Source organism: Curtobacterium sp. MCLR17_055, assembly GCF_003234305.1.
Lineage (GTDB): Bacteria > Actinomycetota > Actinomycetes > Actinomycetales > Microbacteriaceae > Curtobacterium > Curtobacterium flaccumfaciens.
On the sequence record NZ_QKSX01000015.1, the window covers coordinates 54,559 to 71,289 of the forward strand.

13 protein-coding genes are annotated in these 16,731 nt (G+C 69.8%); 6 read left to right on the forward strand and 7 right to left on the reverse strand.

Features of this window, described 5'->3' with window-relative positions; all coding sequences use genetic code 11:
• Position 1: 1 nt before the first annotated feature.
• From DEJ09_RS13585 to DEJ09_RS13595, 3 genes are all read left to right on the forward strand, one after another.
• Entirely contained in the window at positions 2-823 is an 822-nt protein-coding gene (locus DEJ09_RS13585) for an ABC transporter permease (protein WP_111030339.1), read from the forward strand.
• A complete protein-coding gene (locus DEJ09_RS13590) occupies positions 820-1,548 on the forward strand; it encodes an ABC transporter ATP-binding protein (RefSeq protein ID WP_258367169.1) in 729 nt (242 codons plus the stop codon). Before DEJ09_RS13585 ends, DEJ09_RS13590 begins: the two co-directional genes overlap by 4 nt.
• Positions 1,549-1,742: 194 nt before the next feature.
• Entirely contained in the window at positions 1,743-2,279 is a 537-nt protein-coding gene (locus DEJ09_RS13595; protein ID WP_111047177.1) for an acyltransferase, read from the forward strand.
• Here the strand turns inward: DEJ09_RS13595 and DEJ09_RS13600 are convergent.
• Positions 2,213-4,942, reverse strand: a complete 2,730-nt coding sequence (locus DEJ09_RS13600; protein ID WP_111088935.1) for a CDP-glycerol glycerophosphotransferase family protein — start codon at positions 4,940-4,942, stop codon at positions 2,213-2,215. The genes DEJ09_RS13595 and DEJ09_RS13600 overlap by 67 nt on opposite strands.
• A 117-nt stretch (positions 4,943-5,059) precedes the next feature.
• Between DEJ09_RS13600 and DEJ09_RS13605 the strand changes: the two genes are divergently transcribed.
• Positions 5,060-6,622 (forward strand): glycosyltransferase, encoded by a 1,563-nt coding sequence (locus DEJ09_RS13605; protein ID WP_181433127.1) that lies wholly within the window; start codon positions 5,060-5,062, stop codon positions 6,620-6,622.
• Positions 6,619-8,358 (forward strand): glycosyltransferase family 2 protein, encoded by a 1,740-nt coding sequence (locus DEJ09_RS13610; protein WP_111088936.1) that lies wholly within the window; start codon positions 6,619-6,621, stop codon positions 8,356-8,358. The genes DEJ09_RS13605 and DEJ09_RS13610 overlap by 4 nt, the downstream gene beginning before the upstream one ends.
• Here the strand turns inward: DEJ09_RS13610 and DEJ09_RS13615 are convergent.
• Both DEJ09_RS13615 and DEJ09_RS13620 read right to left on the reverse strand, forming a co-directional pair.
• Positions 8,348-9,220, reverse strand: coding sequence for a DUF6270 domain-containing protein (locus DEJ09_RS13615; RefSeq protein ID WP_146245729.1), 873 nt, complete (start codon positions 9,218-9,220; stop codon positions 8,348-8,350). The genes DEJ09_RS13610 and DEJ09_RS13615 overlap by 11 nt on opposite strands.
• Positions 9,221-9,240: 20 nt before the next feature.
• Positions 9,241-10,356 (reverse strand): glycosyltransferase, encoded by a 1,116-nt coding sequence (locus tag DEJ09_RS13620; RefSeq protein WP_111054963.1) that lies wholly within the window; start codon positions 10,354-10,356, stop codon positions 9,241-9,243.
• A gap of 50 nt (positions 10,357-10,406) precedes the next feature.
• Between DEJ09_RS13620 and DEJ09_RS13625 the strand changes: the two genes are divergently transcribed.
• Positions 10,407-10,985 carry an SGNH/GDSL hydrolase family protein gene (locus DEJ09_RS13625; RefSeq protein WP_111030345.1) on the forward strand — a complete coding sequence of 193 codons (579 nt, stop codon included), beginning with the start codon at positions 10,407-10,409 and terminating at the stop codon, positions 10,983-10,985.
• Between the two features lie 18 nt (positions 10,986-11,003).
• Here the strand turns inward: DEJ09_RS13625 and DEJ09_RS18200 are convergent, their stop codons facing one another.
• The 4 genes from DEJ09_RS18200 to DEJ09_RS13640 all read right to left on the reverse strand — a co-directional run bounded on the left by DEJ09_RS18200 (position 11,004) and on the right by DEJ09_RS13640 (position 16,702).
• A complete protein-coding gene (locus DEJ09_RS18200; RefSeq protein ID WP_175529707.1) occupies positions 11,004-11,159 on the reverse strand; it encodes a hypothetical protein in 156 nt (51 codons plus the stop codon).
• A 145-nt stretch (positions 11,160-11,304) separates the two neighbouring features.
• Positions 11,305-13,893: a glycosyltransferase gene (locus tag DEJ09_RS13630; RefSeq protein WP_111088938.1), complete on the reverse strand. Its 2,589-nt coding sequence runs from the start codon at positions 13,891-13,893 to the stop codon at positions 11,305-11,307.
• A complete protein-coding gene (locus tag DEJ09_RS13635) occupies positions 13,893-15,347 on the reverse strand; it encodes a glycosyltransferase family 2 protein (RefSeq protein WP_111088939.1) in 1,455 nt (484 codons plus the stop codon). The genes DEJ09_RS13630 and DEJ09_RS13635 overlap by 1 nt, the downstream gene beginning before the upstream one ends.
• On the reverse strand, positions 15,344-16,702 hold the full coding sequence (locus DEJ09_RS13640) for a hypothetical protein (RefSeq protein WP_111023125.1): 1,359 nt from the start codon (positions 16,700-16,702) through the stop codon (positions 15,344-15,346). The genes DEJ09_RS13635 and DEJ09_RS13640 overlap by 4 nt, the downstream gene beginning before the upstream one ends.
• Positions 16,703-16,731 lie beyond the last annotated feature (29 nt).

Here is a 16,731-nt window from a genome sequence, read left to right on the forward strand (position 1 = left end):
CATGACGTACCTGAACGAGCTCATGTCGTCGCGGGAACTCCTGGCGAACCTCACCGCCCGCGAGGTCAAGGGCAAGTACCGCCGCACGGTCTTCGGGCAACTGTGGTCCCTGATCAACCCGCTCGCGACGATGCTGATCTACACGATCGTGTACTCGTTCATCTTCCGGGCACGACTCGAGGTCGGTGACCCCAGCGGGCTGAACATCTACCCGCTCTGGCTCATGTGCGGGCTGCTGCCCTGGATCTTCGCGCGCAACGTCATCAACTCCGGCATGACGTCGATCGTCGCCAACGGCTCACTGATCAAGAAGGTGTACTTCCCGCGGATGACCCTGCCGCTCGCGGCCGTCGGGTCCTTCGGGTTCACGTGGCTGGTGGAGATGGGGGTGCTGCTCATCGCGCTCGCGATCGCCGGGTCGAACTTCTGGCTCTACCTGCCGCTGATCGCCCTGACGATGGTGTTCCTCGCCATGTTCTCCGCCGGCCTCGGGCTGATCCTTTCGATCATCAACGTGCACTTCCGCGACATGCAGCACCTGGTCGGCATCGCACTGCAGATGTGGATGTACCTGTCGCCGATCATCTACCCGCTCTCGCTCGTCGAGGACGCCGCCAACAAGGCCGGACACCCGTGGATCATCCACGTCTACAAGCTCAACCCGATCGAGCGGTTCTCCGAGGTCTTCCGGAACCTCATGTACGACAACCGCCTCCCGAACTGGACCGACCTGGTCGCGTGTGCCATCGCGGGGTGCGCCTCGCTCGCCATCGGCTACGTCGTGTTCTCCCGCAACGAGAAGAAGCTGGCTGAACTCCTGTGAACGACTCCGCCGTCTCCGTCGAACACGTCTCCAAGCGCTTCCGCATGTACCACGAGCGCAACGACTCGCTGAAGAGCATGGTCATGCGCGGGAAGAAATCGGTGCACGAGGACTTCTGGGCGCTGAAGGACGTGTCGTTCGAGGTCCCGCACGGATCGACGTTCGGCCTCATCGGCAAGAACGGGTCGGGCAAGTCGACGCTGTTGAAGTGCCTCGCCAAGATCCTCTGGCCGGAAGAGGGCTCGATCACCGCGCGTGGCAAGCAGGCGTCACTGCTCGAGGTCGGCTCTGGGTTCCACCCCGAGCTCTCCGGTCGCGAGAACGTGTTCCTGAACGGCTCGATCCTCGGGATGAGCCGCAAGGAAGTGGCGCGGAAGTTCGACGACATCGTGTCGTTCTCCGGTGTGGGCAACTTCATCGACCAGCCGGTGAAGAACTACTCGTCCGGCATGTACGTGCGGCTCGGGTTCTCCGTCGCCGTCGCGGTCACGCCGGACATCCTGGTCGTGGACGAGGTGCTGGCCGTCGGCGACGCGACGTTCCGAAAGCGCTGCCAGACGAAGTTCAAGGAGATGAAGGACGAAGGCCGCACGGTCATCCTCGTCTCGCACTCCATGGGGACCGTCAAGGACATGTGCGACCAGGTCGCCTGGCTCAACGAGGGCGAGCTGAAGATGATCGGCCCGACCAAGAAGGTCGTGTCGGCGTACGAGGCGACCGTCTGAGCGTGCTCCTGCGCTGCACCTAGGCTGGAACCGTGCAAACGGATGTTGAGGAGCTGTCGGCCTACTCGGACGACCGCGGGAACCGTATCGAGTACGCCGGCCCGAAACGGGGGAGCGTCAAGATTACGTTCCGCGGGTCGAACAACGTCGTGCGGGTCCACCAACGTGCGCGTCTCGGGCGGATCGTGGTGAGCATGGACTGTGACAACGGTCTCCTCGACATCGCGGAGAACCACGGTGCGCCGGCGTTCGTCGCGAACATCAGGATCGGGCAGGACTCGTCCGTGCTCGTCGGCGCCAACGCATCCACCACCGCCAACTGCGTGATCTCGGCGACGGAGGGGACGACCGTGCGGATCGGCGACGACGTCATGATCGCTTCGCACGTCCAGATCCGGGCGGACGACGCGCACCCGATCTTCGACGTCCGCACCGGAGCGCGGGTCAACGTGTCGAGGTCGATCGACATCGGTGACCACGTCTGGCTCGCACTCGGCGTCACGGTCCTCGGCGGTACCACCGTCGGGCGCGGCTCCGTGATCGGGACCGGGTCGATCGTGACGGGCCGGGTCCCCAACAACTGCATCGCCGTCGGGACACCGGCACGGGTCGTGCGGCGCGACGTCGCCTGGGAGCGGCCGCACCTCTCGCTGAAGGAGCCCTTCTACAAGCCGGACGCGTCGACGGTCGAGCGTTCGCCGTTCTGGGAGCTCACGGAAGCCGAGGACTGATCCTCGGCGGGCAGCGCGGCCTCGGGCTCGGCTGGTCGTGGTCCGCCCGTCAACCACTCCATCATCTGGATGACGCGTTCCGAATTGCGCCCGTCCCGCGTGACGAAGGTCCGTCGCGCGCGTTCCCGGAACGTGTCCGACGGGCGGAACCCAGCCTCTGCGATCCGTTCGACAGCGCCTTCCACTTCCCGGACGGACCCCGTGACCTCGCCGAACCCGGCTTCGTCGTAGTCGAAGTACCCGCGACGACCACTGTGCGAGCCGCCGAAGAACTCGCGGAGGTCGAAGTGGAAGTACACCACCGGGACGTCGATGAATGCGGCGTCGAAGGCCAGCGACGAGAAGTCGGTCACGAACGCGGCACTCCGCGCGAGGACGTCCTGCACGCCGTCGACGGCGAAGTCGAGGATCGCCACGTCGTCGGGCAGGTGGAAGTCGGTCAGGTACGGACGGAGGAGCGGGTGCGGCATGAGCGCGAGGCGCTTCCCGGTCCGCTTCGCGAGTGCGCGGAGCTCCGGCGACGACATGAGCGCCGTGTACTCCTTGGCGAAACGGCTCTCCATGAACCGGTCGTCACGCTCCCACGCTCCGGATCCGGCGACCTGCGCCCCGACGAGGTAGTGACGCCAGGTGGGCATGACGAGGATGAGGTCGCGCTCGGTTTCCTGCTTCGCCCGGCTCTTCTCGAGGAGCGCGTCGAAGCGGGGCAGCCCGGTCAGGACGACCTCGTGCTGGGAGAAGATCCACTGCCCGTGGCCCGCGATCGCGTCCCGCTCCTGCGGGGTCGAGACCACGAACAGGTCGGGTCGCTTCGAGTTGAGCCACCGCGACAGGTCGTAGTTGATCACGCCGTGCTGCAGGAAGGTGAAGTGGAACCGCGGCTGCCCGAACTTCGACGCGGGCAGGGGCTTGGTGACGAAGTCCGCGATGTGCGACGACGCGACGTGCTCGGCGTGGAGCATCAGTTGCACCCACTCGAGCGACCGGAACGCGATCATCCGGAACCCCTCGCGCTGCAGGCGGTCCCAGTCCTTGGAATCGCGGTTGAGCACGAAGTAGGCGTTGATGTCCGGACGGTGCCGTCGAACGTACCGGTAGGCGTGTTCCGCGTTGTCGTTCGCGTCCGTGTCCCGATCGATGAACACCCACGCGCCCTGGAACCGTTCGCGTGCGCGGCGCGTGCGGGCCAGCGTCGGTGCCAGGGCGTTCCGGAGTGCGGTCTTCTGCAGGGAGTTCCGGGTCGTGATCGCACGCTCGCGCACCGCTCGCCAGACGTGCTGCTTGTTGGTCAGCTCCACCTCGTTGGGATCGACCACGCGTCGGCGCTGCGCCAGGATCTGCGGTTCGAGCTGGCGGCGGGTCAGGGTTGCGTAGTGGTTCGGCACTTCACCCCGGGCGAAGACGACCTGCTGTCCGTCCACGTGCATCTCGGTGACGTGGCCGCGGGGGATCCAGATCACGCGCCGGCGAACCAGCGGCCGACCGTAGAAGACGAAGTCCTGGACGGTCTCGAACTCGGGGACGACCTCGTGTCCGTCGACAGCGATCTGTTCCGCCGGGATCTCGCCGGTGAACCAGTACTGGAGCTGCACGAGTTGGTGGGCCTCATCGACCTGGGCGAGGTTGACGGTGTTCGGGCGGTCCGGTTCGTCCCGGTACCCGACGAGCATCGCCCGCCGCACCGCGAACTCCACGGGCAGTAGGTCGAAGGAGCGGACCGCTTCCGGACCGACTCGCTGCAGGACCGCAGCCGCCAGCTCGTGGAACTCGTCGAACGCATCGGCGGGGGCGAGGGCCGAGGGCGACCGGATCGCACGCTCGCGCCGGAAGTACCCGACAAGGTCGTAGAGGACGGTGTTCGCCACCCAACGATCGATGCGTCCGGTCGCCGACGCCTCGTCGAGGAGCCCGAGGTGACCGTGACGGAGCACATCGGTGTACTTCCGTCGGTCCTCGTGGCTGGTCTGCATGGTGGAGCTGCCGTCGCCGCGCTGACGGTAGCGGTACTTGGCCGAGGCCATCAGACCGATCCGGTGCAGTCCGTTGCGGAGCAGGTAGCGCGCGACGAAGTGGGCGTCCTCGAACGTGGGTCGGACACGACCGTCGAACCGGAGACCCGCCGCCTCGACGAGGTCACGACGCATGAACGCCGCGTTCACGCCGGTCTGCACGATGGGGTCCAACCGCATGTCGACGATGCGCGATCCCTTCTCGAAGCGCTTGCGGGACGGGTGCCCGTCCGTCACGCCGCCGTCGTCGTCCAGGAGGAGCTGATGGGCCGCGAGGAGCGCGACATCGTCCGACGCGTGCAACTCGATGAACTTCGCGACCTCTTCGAAGTAGCGTTCCTCCAGCTCGTCGTCGGCGTCGACGAAGGTGACCCACTGCCCGGTGGCCCGGGCCAATCCGGTGTTCCGTGCGTCGGCGATCCAGGCGTTGTCCTGATGGATCACGGTCACGTCGGCTCCGGCGGACCTTGCCCAGTCGTCGAGGAGCGACCCCGTCGAGTCGGTCGACCCGTCATCGACGAACACGAACTGCACACGGTCGTGGTCGAACGTCTGCCGTTCGAACGACCGCAGGAGCGTCGGGAGGTACCGTTCCACGTCGAGTGCCGCCACGACGACGGAGATGAGTGGTGTGGTCCGGATCGCTGAGTCCATCGGTCGATCGGCTCCCTGTCGTCGTGATGCACGTGCTGCGATAGTTTAGGGCTGAAGTCGAGGTTGGCTCGTCGCGCACTGCGCAACCCGAACGTGATGAACTCCAGGAGAAGTGCTGTGGGCGGACCCCTTCCCCTGCTGTCGGTCGTCGTGCCGGTCGGCAGCGTCGGCCCGTGGTTCGACGTCGCGCTGGAGGCGCTCCGGTCGCAGAGCCACCGTCGGCTCGAGATCATCCTCGTGCTCGACGGGCTCAGCTCCGGGGTGACGGAGTCCGTCCGGTCGCTCGCCACCGAAGACCCGCGCATCGTCGTGCTCGAGATCGGGGAACGTGGCGGAGCCGGCAACGCCAGGAACACCGGGCTGCGCGTCGCGACCGGCGACTTCGTCGTGTTCGCGGACGCCGACGACCTCGTGCCGCCCGCTGCCTACGAACGGCTCCTCGCCGTGTTCGCCGAGTCCGGTCCGGTGCTCGTCAGCGGCAGGGCTGAGCAGTTCACCGGGGACGGGCGCGAGTCGACCTACTGGACGACGGACGACGCACTCTGGACGACCGGGGGGACCGGCCTCCGACTCTCGGACACGCCGCAGCTGGCCTTCGACCACACACCCTGGAACAAGGTCTTCAACCGCACGTGGTTGCTCGAGTCCGGCGTCGAGTTCCCGACCGGCACCACCTGCGAGGACGTTTCCTGGTGGGCGCGGCTCGCGGTGGGAGCGAGGGTCGACGTGCTGCCCGAGGTGGTGTACCGCCACCGGCGACACGACGAGTCGGTGACGTCGGGCATCGGCCGGGGCGACGACCTGGACGACTGGGTCGAACAGACCCGTGCAGCAGTCGAGACGTACGCGGCACACGGGGCGGATGGGGCGACGGCGGCTTTCGGACGGCGGCTGATCCGCCGAGAGGCGTGGACGCGGGTCCGCGGGATCGGCGTGCTCGACCCAGCCGGCGCCCGCCTGCTCGCCGATTTCGTGCGGTGGATCGGCACCTGGGTCGACGAGACCGAGTTCGACGACCTCAGCGCCTACCCCGGCGCCGCCTACGCCCTGCTCCGGGCGAAGGAGCCGGGACTCGCGGCCGAGCTCGTCGAGACGTTCGACCGCCCGGCAGAGGACGTCGTCCTGCGGTGGGGCAGTCTCGCCGCCGAGTGCGAGCGGGCCCTCGGTCCCGATACGGAGCGCGGCGCTGACCTGTGGCGCGAACGCCTGTTCCGGCCGGTCGTCGATGCCGCACAGCGCGGCGATCCGCTCCCTGTCCGTCCAGAGCTCGTCGCGGCGTTCTGGGACGAGTTCGTCGGCCGTGGGCTGGACGAGCACGAACAGGTCGTGCTGTCCGCGTTGCGGGACGGAGCAGTGGACGACGTCGTGTTCCTCCGACGCAATCGTCGCGTCCGTGCGACCGCCGACCGACACCGTGGTGGTCTCCGGATCAGCATGACGGGTCTCGAGCACCCGGCACCGGGGAGTGTCGTGCTCGAGCGCGACGGAACCCGGACGGCAGTGCACCGGGGCGTGCTGTCATCGGACACGGTCGTGTCGTCGGCGAGGCCTCGGCCGGGTGACCGGTGGAGCGTCGAGTTCACGCTGCGCGACGGGCGGATCCACCGTGTCGAGGTGGCCGTCGCACCGTCGGCACTGCGCCGCGTCGCCGCCGTGCTCAGGACGAGGAGTCGGCCGTGAGCGCACAGCTCTCCGTCGTCATGCCCGTGCACGACGTCGCGCCGTGGATCGAGGAGCAGCTCGACTGTGTCCTGCGGCAGGATGTCGACCTCGAGGTGATCGTCATCGACGACCGGTCCACCGACGAGACGGTCGCGATCGTGGAGCGGATCGCGTCCGGCGACCCCCGTGTGCGACTGCACCGATCCCGAGCAGCGGGGGGAGGCGCCGCCCGCAACCAGGGGATCGACCTCGCGCAGGGCGAGTACCTGGTGTTCGCCGACGGTGATGACCTGGTACCTGACGGGGCGTACCGGCCGCTCATCGACGCAGCCGAGCGCAGCGACGCCGTGATCGCGCTCGGCCGGCACCTCAAGTTCAGCTCCGGGTCGACCTGGGAGCCCATGTCGAGTTGGTACGACGTCCTGACCGAGTCGGTGACGGACCTCCACGCCATGCCGAGGCTCTTGGCGAACCGCGCATGCTGGAACCGGGTCTTCCGCGCCGACTTCCTGCGGGCGTCGGGCGTCCGGTTCCCGAACGCCCCGCGCTCCAACGACATCGTGCCGATGGTCCGCGCGTTCCTCGCCGCGGACCGTGTCGCGGTGGTGCCGGAGGTCGTCTACCTCTACCGCGAGCGTCCGGGAGCCTCGTCCATGACCGCGAGGGCGTCGGGCATCGATGGCGTGCTGAGCTACTTCGATCAGGAGATCGAGGTGGCATCACTGCTCGCCGATGCCGCCCCGGAGGTCCGCCGCGCGCACGCCGAGGTCGTCCTCGACGCCGACGGGTACGTCCACCTCGAACGGTTCCTCCGCGGCCAGCCGGATGCGAACGACCTGCACCGGGTCATCGGAGCGGTGCACGATCTGCTCGCGGTCGTGCCGACCGCCGATCGTCAGGCGCTCCGTGCCGAGCGACGAGCGCTCTGGTTCGCGGTGGCCAACGGAGCGGGGGAGATCGCCGTGCGCCTCGCGTCTGCGCTGCACGACGCGCGCGACGACCGCGACGTGCCGCCGGTGCTGCTCCGCGCCTGGGTGGACGTGATCCGCTCGGTCGGTGTGCTCGGAGAGGAAGCGGTCTTCGCACTCGATCGCGGATCCCTTGTGAACGACGGGCCGTTGGTCCTGCTGGCGAACCGCGCGGAGCACACCGACGTGTCGGTGCTCGGATCCGCCGTCACGGACCTGGGTCCGCTGACGGCGGGGGTCGAAGGGAACTCCGAACTCCTGCGCGCGATGGCGGGTGCCGTCCACGGGCAGGACCCGCTCGCAGTGCAGCTGGTCTCGATGGTGCGGCACCTCGCACCGCTCGTCGTCGACGAGGCGCACCCGGACGCCGGCGGCCTGACCTTGAGCGGACCAGTGGCCGGGACGGTGCCTGACGGGGTCTCCCTCGACATGGTCCTGACCGCAACCCCGACCGAAAACGCCACTCTGACCGGAGCCGGGGCAGCGGGTACCCAGGCCGTCCTCCGGGTCGATCACCGCTCATCCCGCTGGTCGCTGCGCCTGGAGAACGGCGACATCGCCACCGGCAGACACCGTGCCGTGGTCCGGATCTCGTTCCGTGGTTTCCGGCTCGACTTCCCGGTCGTGACCGCGAGGATGCCGCTCCCGCCCGTTCCGAGCGGCGTGCAACTGCAGCCCCTGGCCGACCGTGCGGACGGCTGGCGGTTCCTCGTCGACCGTCGGGTGCCGAGCGGGCACTTCGCCCGACGGCTCCTGCGCGCAGCGCGCGCCAGGCTCAGGAACTGAGGCTGGCGAGTTCGTCGGCCGGGTGCCCGGCGATCAGGGCATCGCCGATGACCATGCGGTCGAGGTCGGCCATGAAGTCCTGGAAGAACGGTCGGCCGAAGTGCCAGGGCGAGATGCCGTAGGGGTGCGCGCCGTCGGAGTGGTACGAACGGTCGCGGTTGTCGATGGTACGGAGGTCGTGACGGGCAGCGATCGAACGGTAGAGCGAGTCGTACCGGTCGTTCTCCCGCAGCAGCCGCTTGTACAGGTCATCCCGTTTCTGGTCTCCGCGGTACTTCACGAACTCCAGGTCGCCGGTGCTCGTCCGGTAGTACGAGCTGTACCGGAAGCAGTTCAACACCAGGGTCGTCTCCGGGAGCGCCTGTCTCTGCCATGCCACGAGCTCATCGACGGCCTGCTCGAGGAGCGGCACGTACTCGGCGCTCGCGTTCGCCATGTGCAGGGTCGTGAACCCCTCACCCGCCGCGAAGAAGTCCGTCTTCCGGAAGCTGTTCGGGTTGTTCGTGATGGTCGCGTCGCCGATCCGCGCGAGCCCGTACCGGACGTCGGAGTAGAGGTCGAACAGCAGGTAGTCGGGCGCGAACGACTCGAGTTCTGCGCGGTCCGACTTGGCGATGTCGCGCGCCATCGTGCGCGCCCCGTGCTCGTTGACCTTGTCACCCGGCTGGATCCGTTGCGCGATGTCCGGAGCGACGGGCGCCGACAGGAAGCTCACGAGACCGGTCTGCCACGCGAGCGGACCGAGGTCGTAGACGTCCTTGTAGTGCGGGTTGTTCCGCGTGATGAACGCTTCTCGCGTGACGCACGAGCCGATGATGGCCACCTTGATCCGTGACACCGAGTTCTCCGTTCGATCGAGCATGAGCCAGCAACAAGGGTTGATTATGCCTCAGGGCGCGTGGCGGTCCGCGTCGGCAGGCCAGCCGTCGTGCGCCGCAGGAGCGCCTCGTACCGGCGGGAGACCGCGAACGGCGCGAGCCGGGCCGTGAACCCGAGTGCGGCACCGCCTTCCGGCAACGGCTCCGACAGCACCCGGGCGAGCGCGCCGGCATCACCGGGTTCGAACCACCGGACCCAGGCTTCACCGCCGAAGTCACTCCGGAGGTGCGCTTCGTCGGGCAGCACGACCGGCACGCCGAAGGTCGCGGCGAGGTGGAGGCTGCCGGAGTTCAGGACGCGCCGGTACGGCAGCACCGCGATGTCCGCGGCGTCGAACCAGCGCTTGACCTCGGCGTCGGCCACGTAGTCGTGGTGACGGACGGTGCGGAGCCCTTCGGGCACGAGCCGATCGATGGTCGCTTCGTCCTCGGCCGACGTCCTCCCGGCGAGCAGGAGGACGAACCGGCCGGCGGCGGACGCCTGCTGCAGGGCCTCGATCAGGACGTCGACTCCCTTGTACGGACGGATCTGTCCGAAGAAGAGCACGGCGACGTCGTCGTCATCGAGTCCGAAACGTGCTCGTGCCTCCGCCCGGGACCCGTTGCCGTCGTAGATGCCGCGGTAGCTCGGGTGGGGGAGGTGTTCGACCGTTCGCCCGGAGAGGTCGTAGAACGGCGCCACCACGTCGCTCGTGCGGGAGTTCATGACGTGCACCGTGTCCGCGGTCGCGGCCAAGTAGCGGTTCAGCGCGATCTCGTGCTCCTCGTGCCGGACGTCGTGTGCGAGCGCGTTGTGGATCGTCCAGACGACCCGGGCGCCGTGTGCCCGCGCTCCGTCGACCGCGGCTCGGAACCGAGCGAGTCGGGCAACGGCCTCGGCGGCGTCGTCCGCACGCTGCACGATCGGAGCTGTCCAGTGCACGTGCACGACGTCTCCAGTGCCGAGGGAGCTCAGGTCGTGCTCGAAACGCTCGAGCCTCGCGGACTCGAGGACGTCCCACCCCGAGGCGCGTGGAGCCAGGAGCATGAGGTTCAGGTACGGGTTGTCGCGGTAGACGGGGAAGACCGCGAGCCGCGGTGGACGGCCGTCGCGAGGACGCGAGCGCGCTGTTGGAGCCACATGGCGATCCTACGAGGGGTCGCCGGTGCTCCGGTCGATAGCATCGAGGGATGTTCAGAGCTCGATCCAAGATCACCACCGATACACCGCTGACCTTCGCCGTGTCGGGTGACTCGGTCACGGCCCGCCCCGAGTCCTGGCGTGACCAGCTCGGCGATCGCCGTCTTCGGCTGGTCGGAGGCTTCGCCGAGGACGGTGCGACGTCCGAGCGTGCGTTCGGTCAGGTCCGTCGTTCACTCGCCGACGTGCTCGTGGTCATGATCGGCATGAACGACGTCCGGGAGGGCGTGCCCTTCGAGGAGATGACCGCGAACATCGAGAAGATCGTGCGGTTCGCGGAGTGTCAGACACCCCTGATCTGCTTGGTCCCGCCGAACAACCGCACCAACGGCACGGTGAACCAGCGTACGAACGGTGTCGTGGCGAACCGGCACCTGTTCGACCTCGGTGCGCGACGAGGGTGGGTGGTCGCGGATCCGTTCGCCTTCGCCCGGGCCTCCAACAACTCGTGGGGTGGCGGCATGTCCGAGGACGGCGAGCACCCGCTCCCGCACGTCTCCGCAGAGGCGGCGGTCCGCATGCGCCTGTTCATCCGGCAGGCAGCGGCGACGATGGGTCTCAACCAGTGAGATGAGGTCGGTCGGCGCTCAGTCCAGCGTCGCGACGATGTACTCGGCCTCGTGGAGGACCGAGCAGAACGCCAGCCCCTCGTGGTCGAGCGCATCGCGCTTCCGGATGACCGCGCCGCACACAGCGCACTTGGTCGTGAAGGTCGACCGCATTGCATCCGAGAGGAGCGACATGCGAGCAGCCTGCTCCGGCAAGGTGAACAGCAGGCCTCGTTTGTCTCGGAACCTGGTGAACGTGCCCGAAGAATCCGCCTCAGAATCGAAACGCTCAGCTCCGCGGGCTCGTGGTGTTCGCTCGCCACCTGCGCCGAGGGAGCGCTCACAGCGACCGGACGACCTGCCCCGCCTCCGCTGCAGCACCGACCACGACGGCGAAGTCCCCCTCCGCGACGGACTGCCCCTCCGCCAGCCACACGACGTTCCGCGCCCCCGGCTGCGGCACGAACGACGAACCACCCGGCCCCGAAGACGGTGCCCCCACGACCAGCACGGTCACCTCGTCCAACCCGCTGGATCCCCGGTACCAGGACGTCGGCATGTCGACCTGCACCACGTGTCCCGCGGCTTCGAGTGCGATGACCAGTGCGGACACGTCCGCGACGCGCGTGCCGTCGTGCTTGACGGCGATACGGAAGCCAGCAGCCCCCTCCTCCCGGACGACGACCGGTCGCGAGGACCGCACCATCACGCCGTGGCCCTTGGGGAGCCCGGGGGCCACTCCGAGGTAGCGCAGTCCGGCTGCGTCGTACCGGTCGACGGCGTCGGCGTCGGGGTAGCGCCCGCGCCAGCGCTCGTCGAAGATGCGGCGGTTGTCGACCCGGGCGTCGTCCCGGCCCGGCGTGCGGCTCTCGTGGTGGACGACGACCGACGACGGGACGACGACGAAGGCGGAGCCCGCCGGTGACGCCGTCAGTGCGCGGAGGCACAGGTCCACGTCCTCCAGTCCGTTGGCGTACACGGGGTCGAACCCGTGCCAGCGGATCAGGTCGACGGCACGGAACGCCGCGGCGGCTGCGGTGATCGCCGAGAACCGCACTGCGCCGGCGGAGCCCGACCCGAACACGCGGTCGGCGTCGTGCCGCGGGTGCTCGCCGAGGAAGTGCCAGGGCAGCACCTTGTCCCCGCCGAACACCGTGCCGGCGGCCTGCACGACGCCGTCCGGGTACAGGAGCAGGGGCTGCGCGCCGAGGACCGACGGGTCGTCCAGCGCGCCGACGAGCGGCCGCAGCCAGCCGGTGGTGACCTCGGTGTCGTTGTTGAGCATGACGACGGTGCCGCCCGAGGACCGGGCGAGTCCGAGGTCGCTGCCCAGGGCGAAGTTCCGGTTCCGGTCCTCGCGCTGCAGGACCACCCGGGGTTCGTCACGGAACCATGCACCGAGGATCGCGGAGACCGATCGCGGAGAGCCGTTGTCGACCAGGACGACCTCGACGCGGTCGCCGTCGTGGTCGGCCGCGCCGAGGACGGCATCGACGGCGCGCCGGGTCATCGTCCAGTCGCGGAACACCGGGACGACGATCGAGACGAGTCCGGTGTCGCGCGTCGGTGCTGCGGACGCCAGGGCGTCCCAGTCGATGCGGTGGTGGGCGAGCGCGACCTCCTGCCACGACGCGGGCTGGGCGGAGGAGACCCGTCGCTGGTCCCGCACGTTGTCGTAGTCGACGCCGATGACGGGCACGTACGCGGGCACCCCGAACCGCTGCCCGATGCGGAGCAGCCACTCCCAGTCGATCCAGCGTCGGAGCGTCTCGTCGAACGGGCCGACCCCTGCGGCGACGTCACGGCGGACCACGAGCGCGTTGAGGTCGATGAAGTTGCCCGCGAGCAGGTCGTCGAGCGTGCCGTCCTCGCCGCGGTACGTCTCGACGGGAGCGGTCCGGTCGTCCGCGTTGTTCGCGCCGACCATCCGCAGCCCCGTGTGCACGGCGGGCCCGTCGGTCTCGAGCAGTGCCGCGAGGGCTGCGGTCAGGTGTTCCGGACGCCAGGTGTTGTCGGCGTCGAGGAACGCGACGAAGTCGCCACGCACGGCCGCGAGTCCGGTGTTCCGTGCGGCGCCGGCACCGCCGTTCTCCCGCTCGAGGAGCCGGATGCGCCCGTCTCCGGCAGCGAGCCCGCGCACGACGTCGACGGTGTGGTCGCCGGACCCGTCGTCGACCACGAGGAGTTCCCAGTTCGTGTGCTGCTGCGCTCGCACCGAAGCGATCGCCGCACCGACCACGTCGGCGCGCCGGTACACCGGCATCACGATCGACACGAGCGGTTGCTCCGCGTCGCGCCGCGCGACACCGCGCGGGTACCGGCCGAGGGCCTCGGCGACCTCGGGCCCGTCCCACGTGGACCGGTAGCGTCGCCGGGTGCGGTGCTGCGCACCGGCGAAGGCGCGCGCATCGGCGACGGCTGCGTCGCGTGCGGCGCCCCAGGTGGGAGCGTCGCCACGGCGGCCTGGAGGCACGGGGAGCGTGGTCGCGTCGGTCGCGTTCCGCAGGAAGTGCCGGAGCGCATCGAGCGTGGTCGCCGGGCGGTCGGCTCCCGGCACCGAGGCGGCGTACACGCCTGCGTCGAAGAGCGGCCCGGTCTGGAAGAGCTCGGGGCCCTCCTGGTGCAGGGCGTCGTACCAGGACATCGCGGGGACGGGCTGGTGCTCGCGCATCCACTCGTGCTCGATGAGCGGGTGCAGCGAGAGCCCACGCTGCCCGTCGTTGTGCACGTAGAACGCGACGGCGTCGGCGTCGGTGTCGAACGTCCGTCCGGTCTGTGCCTCGAAGTACGCGCGGTCCAGTACCTCGAACTCGGCGATCCGCCGGGCCCAGCGGTCGAGCCGGTCGGTCACGGTCAGTGGTCGGTCCGGGCCCCGGAAGGGTCGGGCGAGGCGCCGTGCGACGCGGCCGATGCCCTTCGCCTCGGCCATCAGCGGCGCCCCGGCAGTCGTGCGGCGACCTTCGCGATCGCCTGGCCGGTGCGGAAGGACCTGCTCGCGCGCAGGTCGGTGAGCTCCCGGCGCAGGCGCACGACCTCGTCCGCTGCGCTGGCCGCGGCGACGTCGGCGGCCGTGAGGTCGAGGGGGAGCAGCGCCGCCCACCGACGTTCGAGCGCGTCGGCCGTGCCCGCGAGCGGGGCCGTCAGCGCGTCCTCGATGCGTGCACGGGCGTCGGTGACCGCGCCCGGTGCGACGACCACGGCGAAGTGGTCCACGACGGCCGCGAGGGCGTCGGCGCCCGTCCGGTGCGCTCGCGACGACCACGGCACCGCGTTCTGCGCGGCCCGCACGACCACCAGGTGGAGCGCCCGCCGGTTGGCCGCGACGACGTCCGCGGGCGCCGGGTCCACGAGCACGGCGACCGTGACGAGGTCGTCCGGGCTGGGGTCTCCGGTGGTGACGGTCCACGCGGCCGGTGCCGACGTACCGGCGGGGAGCCGGGCCTCCAGGTCGAAGCCGTCCCCGAAGGCCGCGTCGACCTGGCGGACGAGCGTGTCGGCGTCCTCGACGTGCCGCAGGTCCACGGCGAGCCGCGGGCGCTGCCCCGAGGGGACGAGGACGTCGGCGAACCGCTCGGTCGCCGTCATGCCGTGCCGCTGGTACGCGGCCACTGCGTCCGGCAGGAACGGGTAGCGACCCTCGAGCACGCGCTGGTGCGCGGCGCGCAGCGCGCTGCGGTTGCCGGAGAAGCTCTTGCCGCCGGCGTGCAGGACCAGCGCGCGGTTGGCGATCTTGGCGAGCCAGCCGTGGGCGGCGATCCGGAGGCAGTAGTCGTTCTCCTCGCCGTAGCCGGGCGCGAAGGCCTCGTCGAACAGACCGTGCTCGGCGATCAGCTCGCGGCGGGTGAGGAAGCAGAAGCCCATCGCGACGGGCAGGACCTGGGACACCGGGAGCAGCGGTGCGAGCTCGCCCCAGACCCGTCGCGTGCGGTCCTCGGTGCGGGCGGCTCCCCGGTTGGTCAGGCGGTAGGGGATGCTCGCGATCGTCGCGTTGTCACTGCGCGCGGTCACGACACCGGTGCGGTCCTCGTCGAGGACCGCGAGCATCGCGTCGAGGAACCCCGCCGTCGGCACGGCGTCGCTGTTGAGGAGCAGGACGGCCTCTGTGCCGGCGTCGTCGGCGCCGCGGTCGAGTTCGTCCACGGCACGGTTGCACGTGCCGACGAACCCGAGGTTGTGGTCGTTCCGCTCGTACCGGAACCCGGGGCGGTCGCCGATCCGGTCGAGCAGCGCCCGCTCGATGGTGTCCGCCTCGGGCCCGCAGTCGTTGACGAACAGCGCGCGGTGCCGTTCGGTGTCGAGGTGCTCGAGGAGCCCGTCGACGCACCGCAGCAGGGAGTCGAGGTCGCCGTACACGGGCACGACGACGAGGGCGGAGCGGGTCATCGGGTGGACTCCTCTGCTTCGAGTGCACGTGCGAGGGCGTCGACGGCGGTCTCCAGCGGGCCACCGAGCACCCCCGCGGCCAGGGGCACGTGCCCGGTCGGGCCGTCCGCAGCTGCCTGCCGGACGGCGTCGGCGACGGCCAGGCCGAGGGAACGGGCGTCGGCGGGGACCGCCTCGAGGTTCGGGTGCAGGTGCGCCCGGGTGCCCCGGAACTCGTTCGTCACGACGCGTGCGCCGGACACCGCGCCGTCGAACGGCGGGTGGCTCGGGTGCGGGCTGTGCTGGAGCGACAGCACCACGTTCGTCGATGCGATGAACCGGAAGTAGTCGTCCCAGGGCATGGTGCCGTGCGAGACGAGCTTCACGTCGCCCCGGCCCCCGTCGAGCTCGACGTCGCCGTGCTGTTCACCGGCCGAGTGGAACTCGACCCGGATGCCGTCGTCGGCCAGCTCCTGCACCGCGACCCGCAGCGCGGCGACGCCGAGGCGGAACAGGTTCCGGTGCTTGCTCGGACGGCCGTAGAAGAGGACCCGGACCACGTCCTCGTGCTTGCGGGCAGCGGCCACGCGTTCGAGCAGCTCGAGGTCGAGGTGCGGTGCGAAGGTGTGCTCGGAGGGGACGTCGAGGCCCTCGACGTCGGCCAGGTACCGGCGCAGCGGCTCGGAGTTCACGAGCATGCGGAAGCCGGCGCGGTAGGTCGAGGCAGCGACCGCGTACTCGGTCGACCACGGGCTGAAGCCGGGTTCGTAGTCCTGCACCAGGTACACGACGCGGTGTCGGGGGACGACCCCGGCGGTGACGGCGACGTCGATCGGGTGCGCGGTCTTCCAGTGCGTGGCGACCCAGACGTCGTCGCGGCCGAACTCGGTGTCCAGGACGTCCTCGCGCCGGACCACGCGGACGCCGGGACGTCCGTCGACGCGCGACTCCGGGAACCGGTCGGCGACGAGCGCCTCGGCTGCGGCGGCACTGTTGCCGGGTGTCGTCCACCGGACCATGACGACGCGGACCCGCCGGCCGAGCCGGTCGCCGAGCGCGAGGGCGACGGCCAGGGCGGTCTGCACCCCGGCGAAGGCGGCACCCTCGCGGAGTTCGTCGACCACGAGCACCACCTCGGGATCGCGGTCCACGGTGCGGATGCCGGCGAGCGACAGGCTCGTCTCCACCAGGCCGTCGAACGGGCGCGCGGCCAGCGGCGCACGATCGCGTTCCCGCCGAGCCACACCGACGTCGACCCGGGACACCGTCCGGCCGAGTCGCTCACGGACGTCGTTGCGGTAGTGGCCGTCGCGTGCGTACCGCTCGTTCACCCGGACGAGGTCGCTCACGAGGCGCCGTGCCTTCTCGAAGTTCATCAGCCCTCACGTTACTGGGCGTCGGCGTT

Bases quoted from the DNA above. Each gene is read 5' to 3' on its own strand.
- DEJ09_RS13585 (WP_111030339.1), top strand. From the start codon at position 2: ATGACGTACCTGAACGAGCTCATGTCGTCGCGGGAACTCCTGGCGAAC.
- DEJ09_RS13595 (WP_111047177.1), top strand. From the start codon at position 1,743: ATGGACTGTGACAACGGTCTCCTCGACATCGCGGAGAACCACGGTGCG.
- DEJ09_RS13600 (WP_111088935.1), bottom strand. From the start codon at position 4,942: ATGGACTCAGCGATCCGGACCACACCACTCATCTCCGTCGTCGTGGCG.
- DEJ09_RS13615 (WP_146245729.1), bottom strand. From the start codon at position 9,220: ATGCTCGATCGAACGGAGAACTCGGTGTCACGGATCAAGGTGGCCATC.
- DEJ09_RS13625 (WP_111030345.1), top strand. From the start codon at position 10,407: ATGTTCAGAGCTCGATCCAAGATCACCACCGATACACCGCTGACCTTC.
- DEJ09_RS18200 (WP_175529707.1), bottom strand. From the start codon at position 11,159: ATGTCGCTCCTCTCGGATGCAATGCGGTCGACCTTCACGACCAAGTGC.
- DEJ09_RS13630 (WP_111088938.1), bottom strand. From the start codon at position 13,893: ATGGCCGAGGCGAAGGGCATCGGCCGCGTCGCACGGCGCCTCGCCCGA.
- DEJ09_RS13635 (WP_111088939.1), bottom strand. From the start codon at position 15,347: ATGACCCGCTCCGCCCTCGTCGTCGTGCCCGTGTACGGCGACCTCGAC.
- DEJ09_RS13640 (WP_111023125.1), bottom strand. From the start codon at position 16,702: ATGAACTTCGAGAAGGCACGGCGCCTCGTGAGCGACCTCGTCCGGGTG.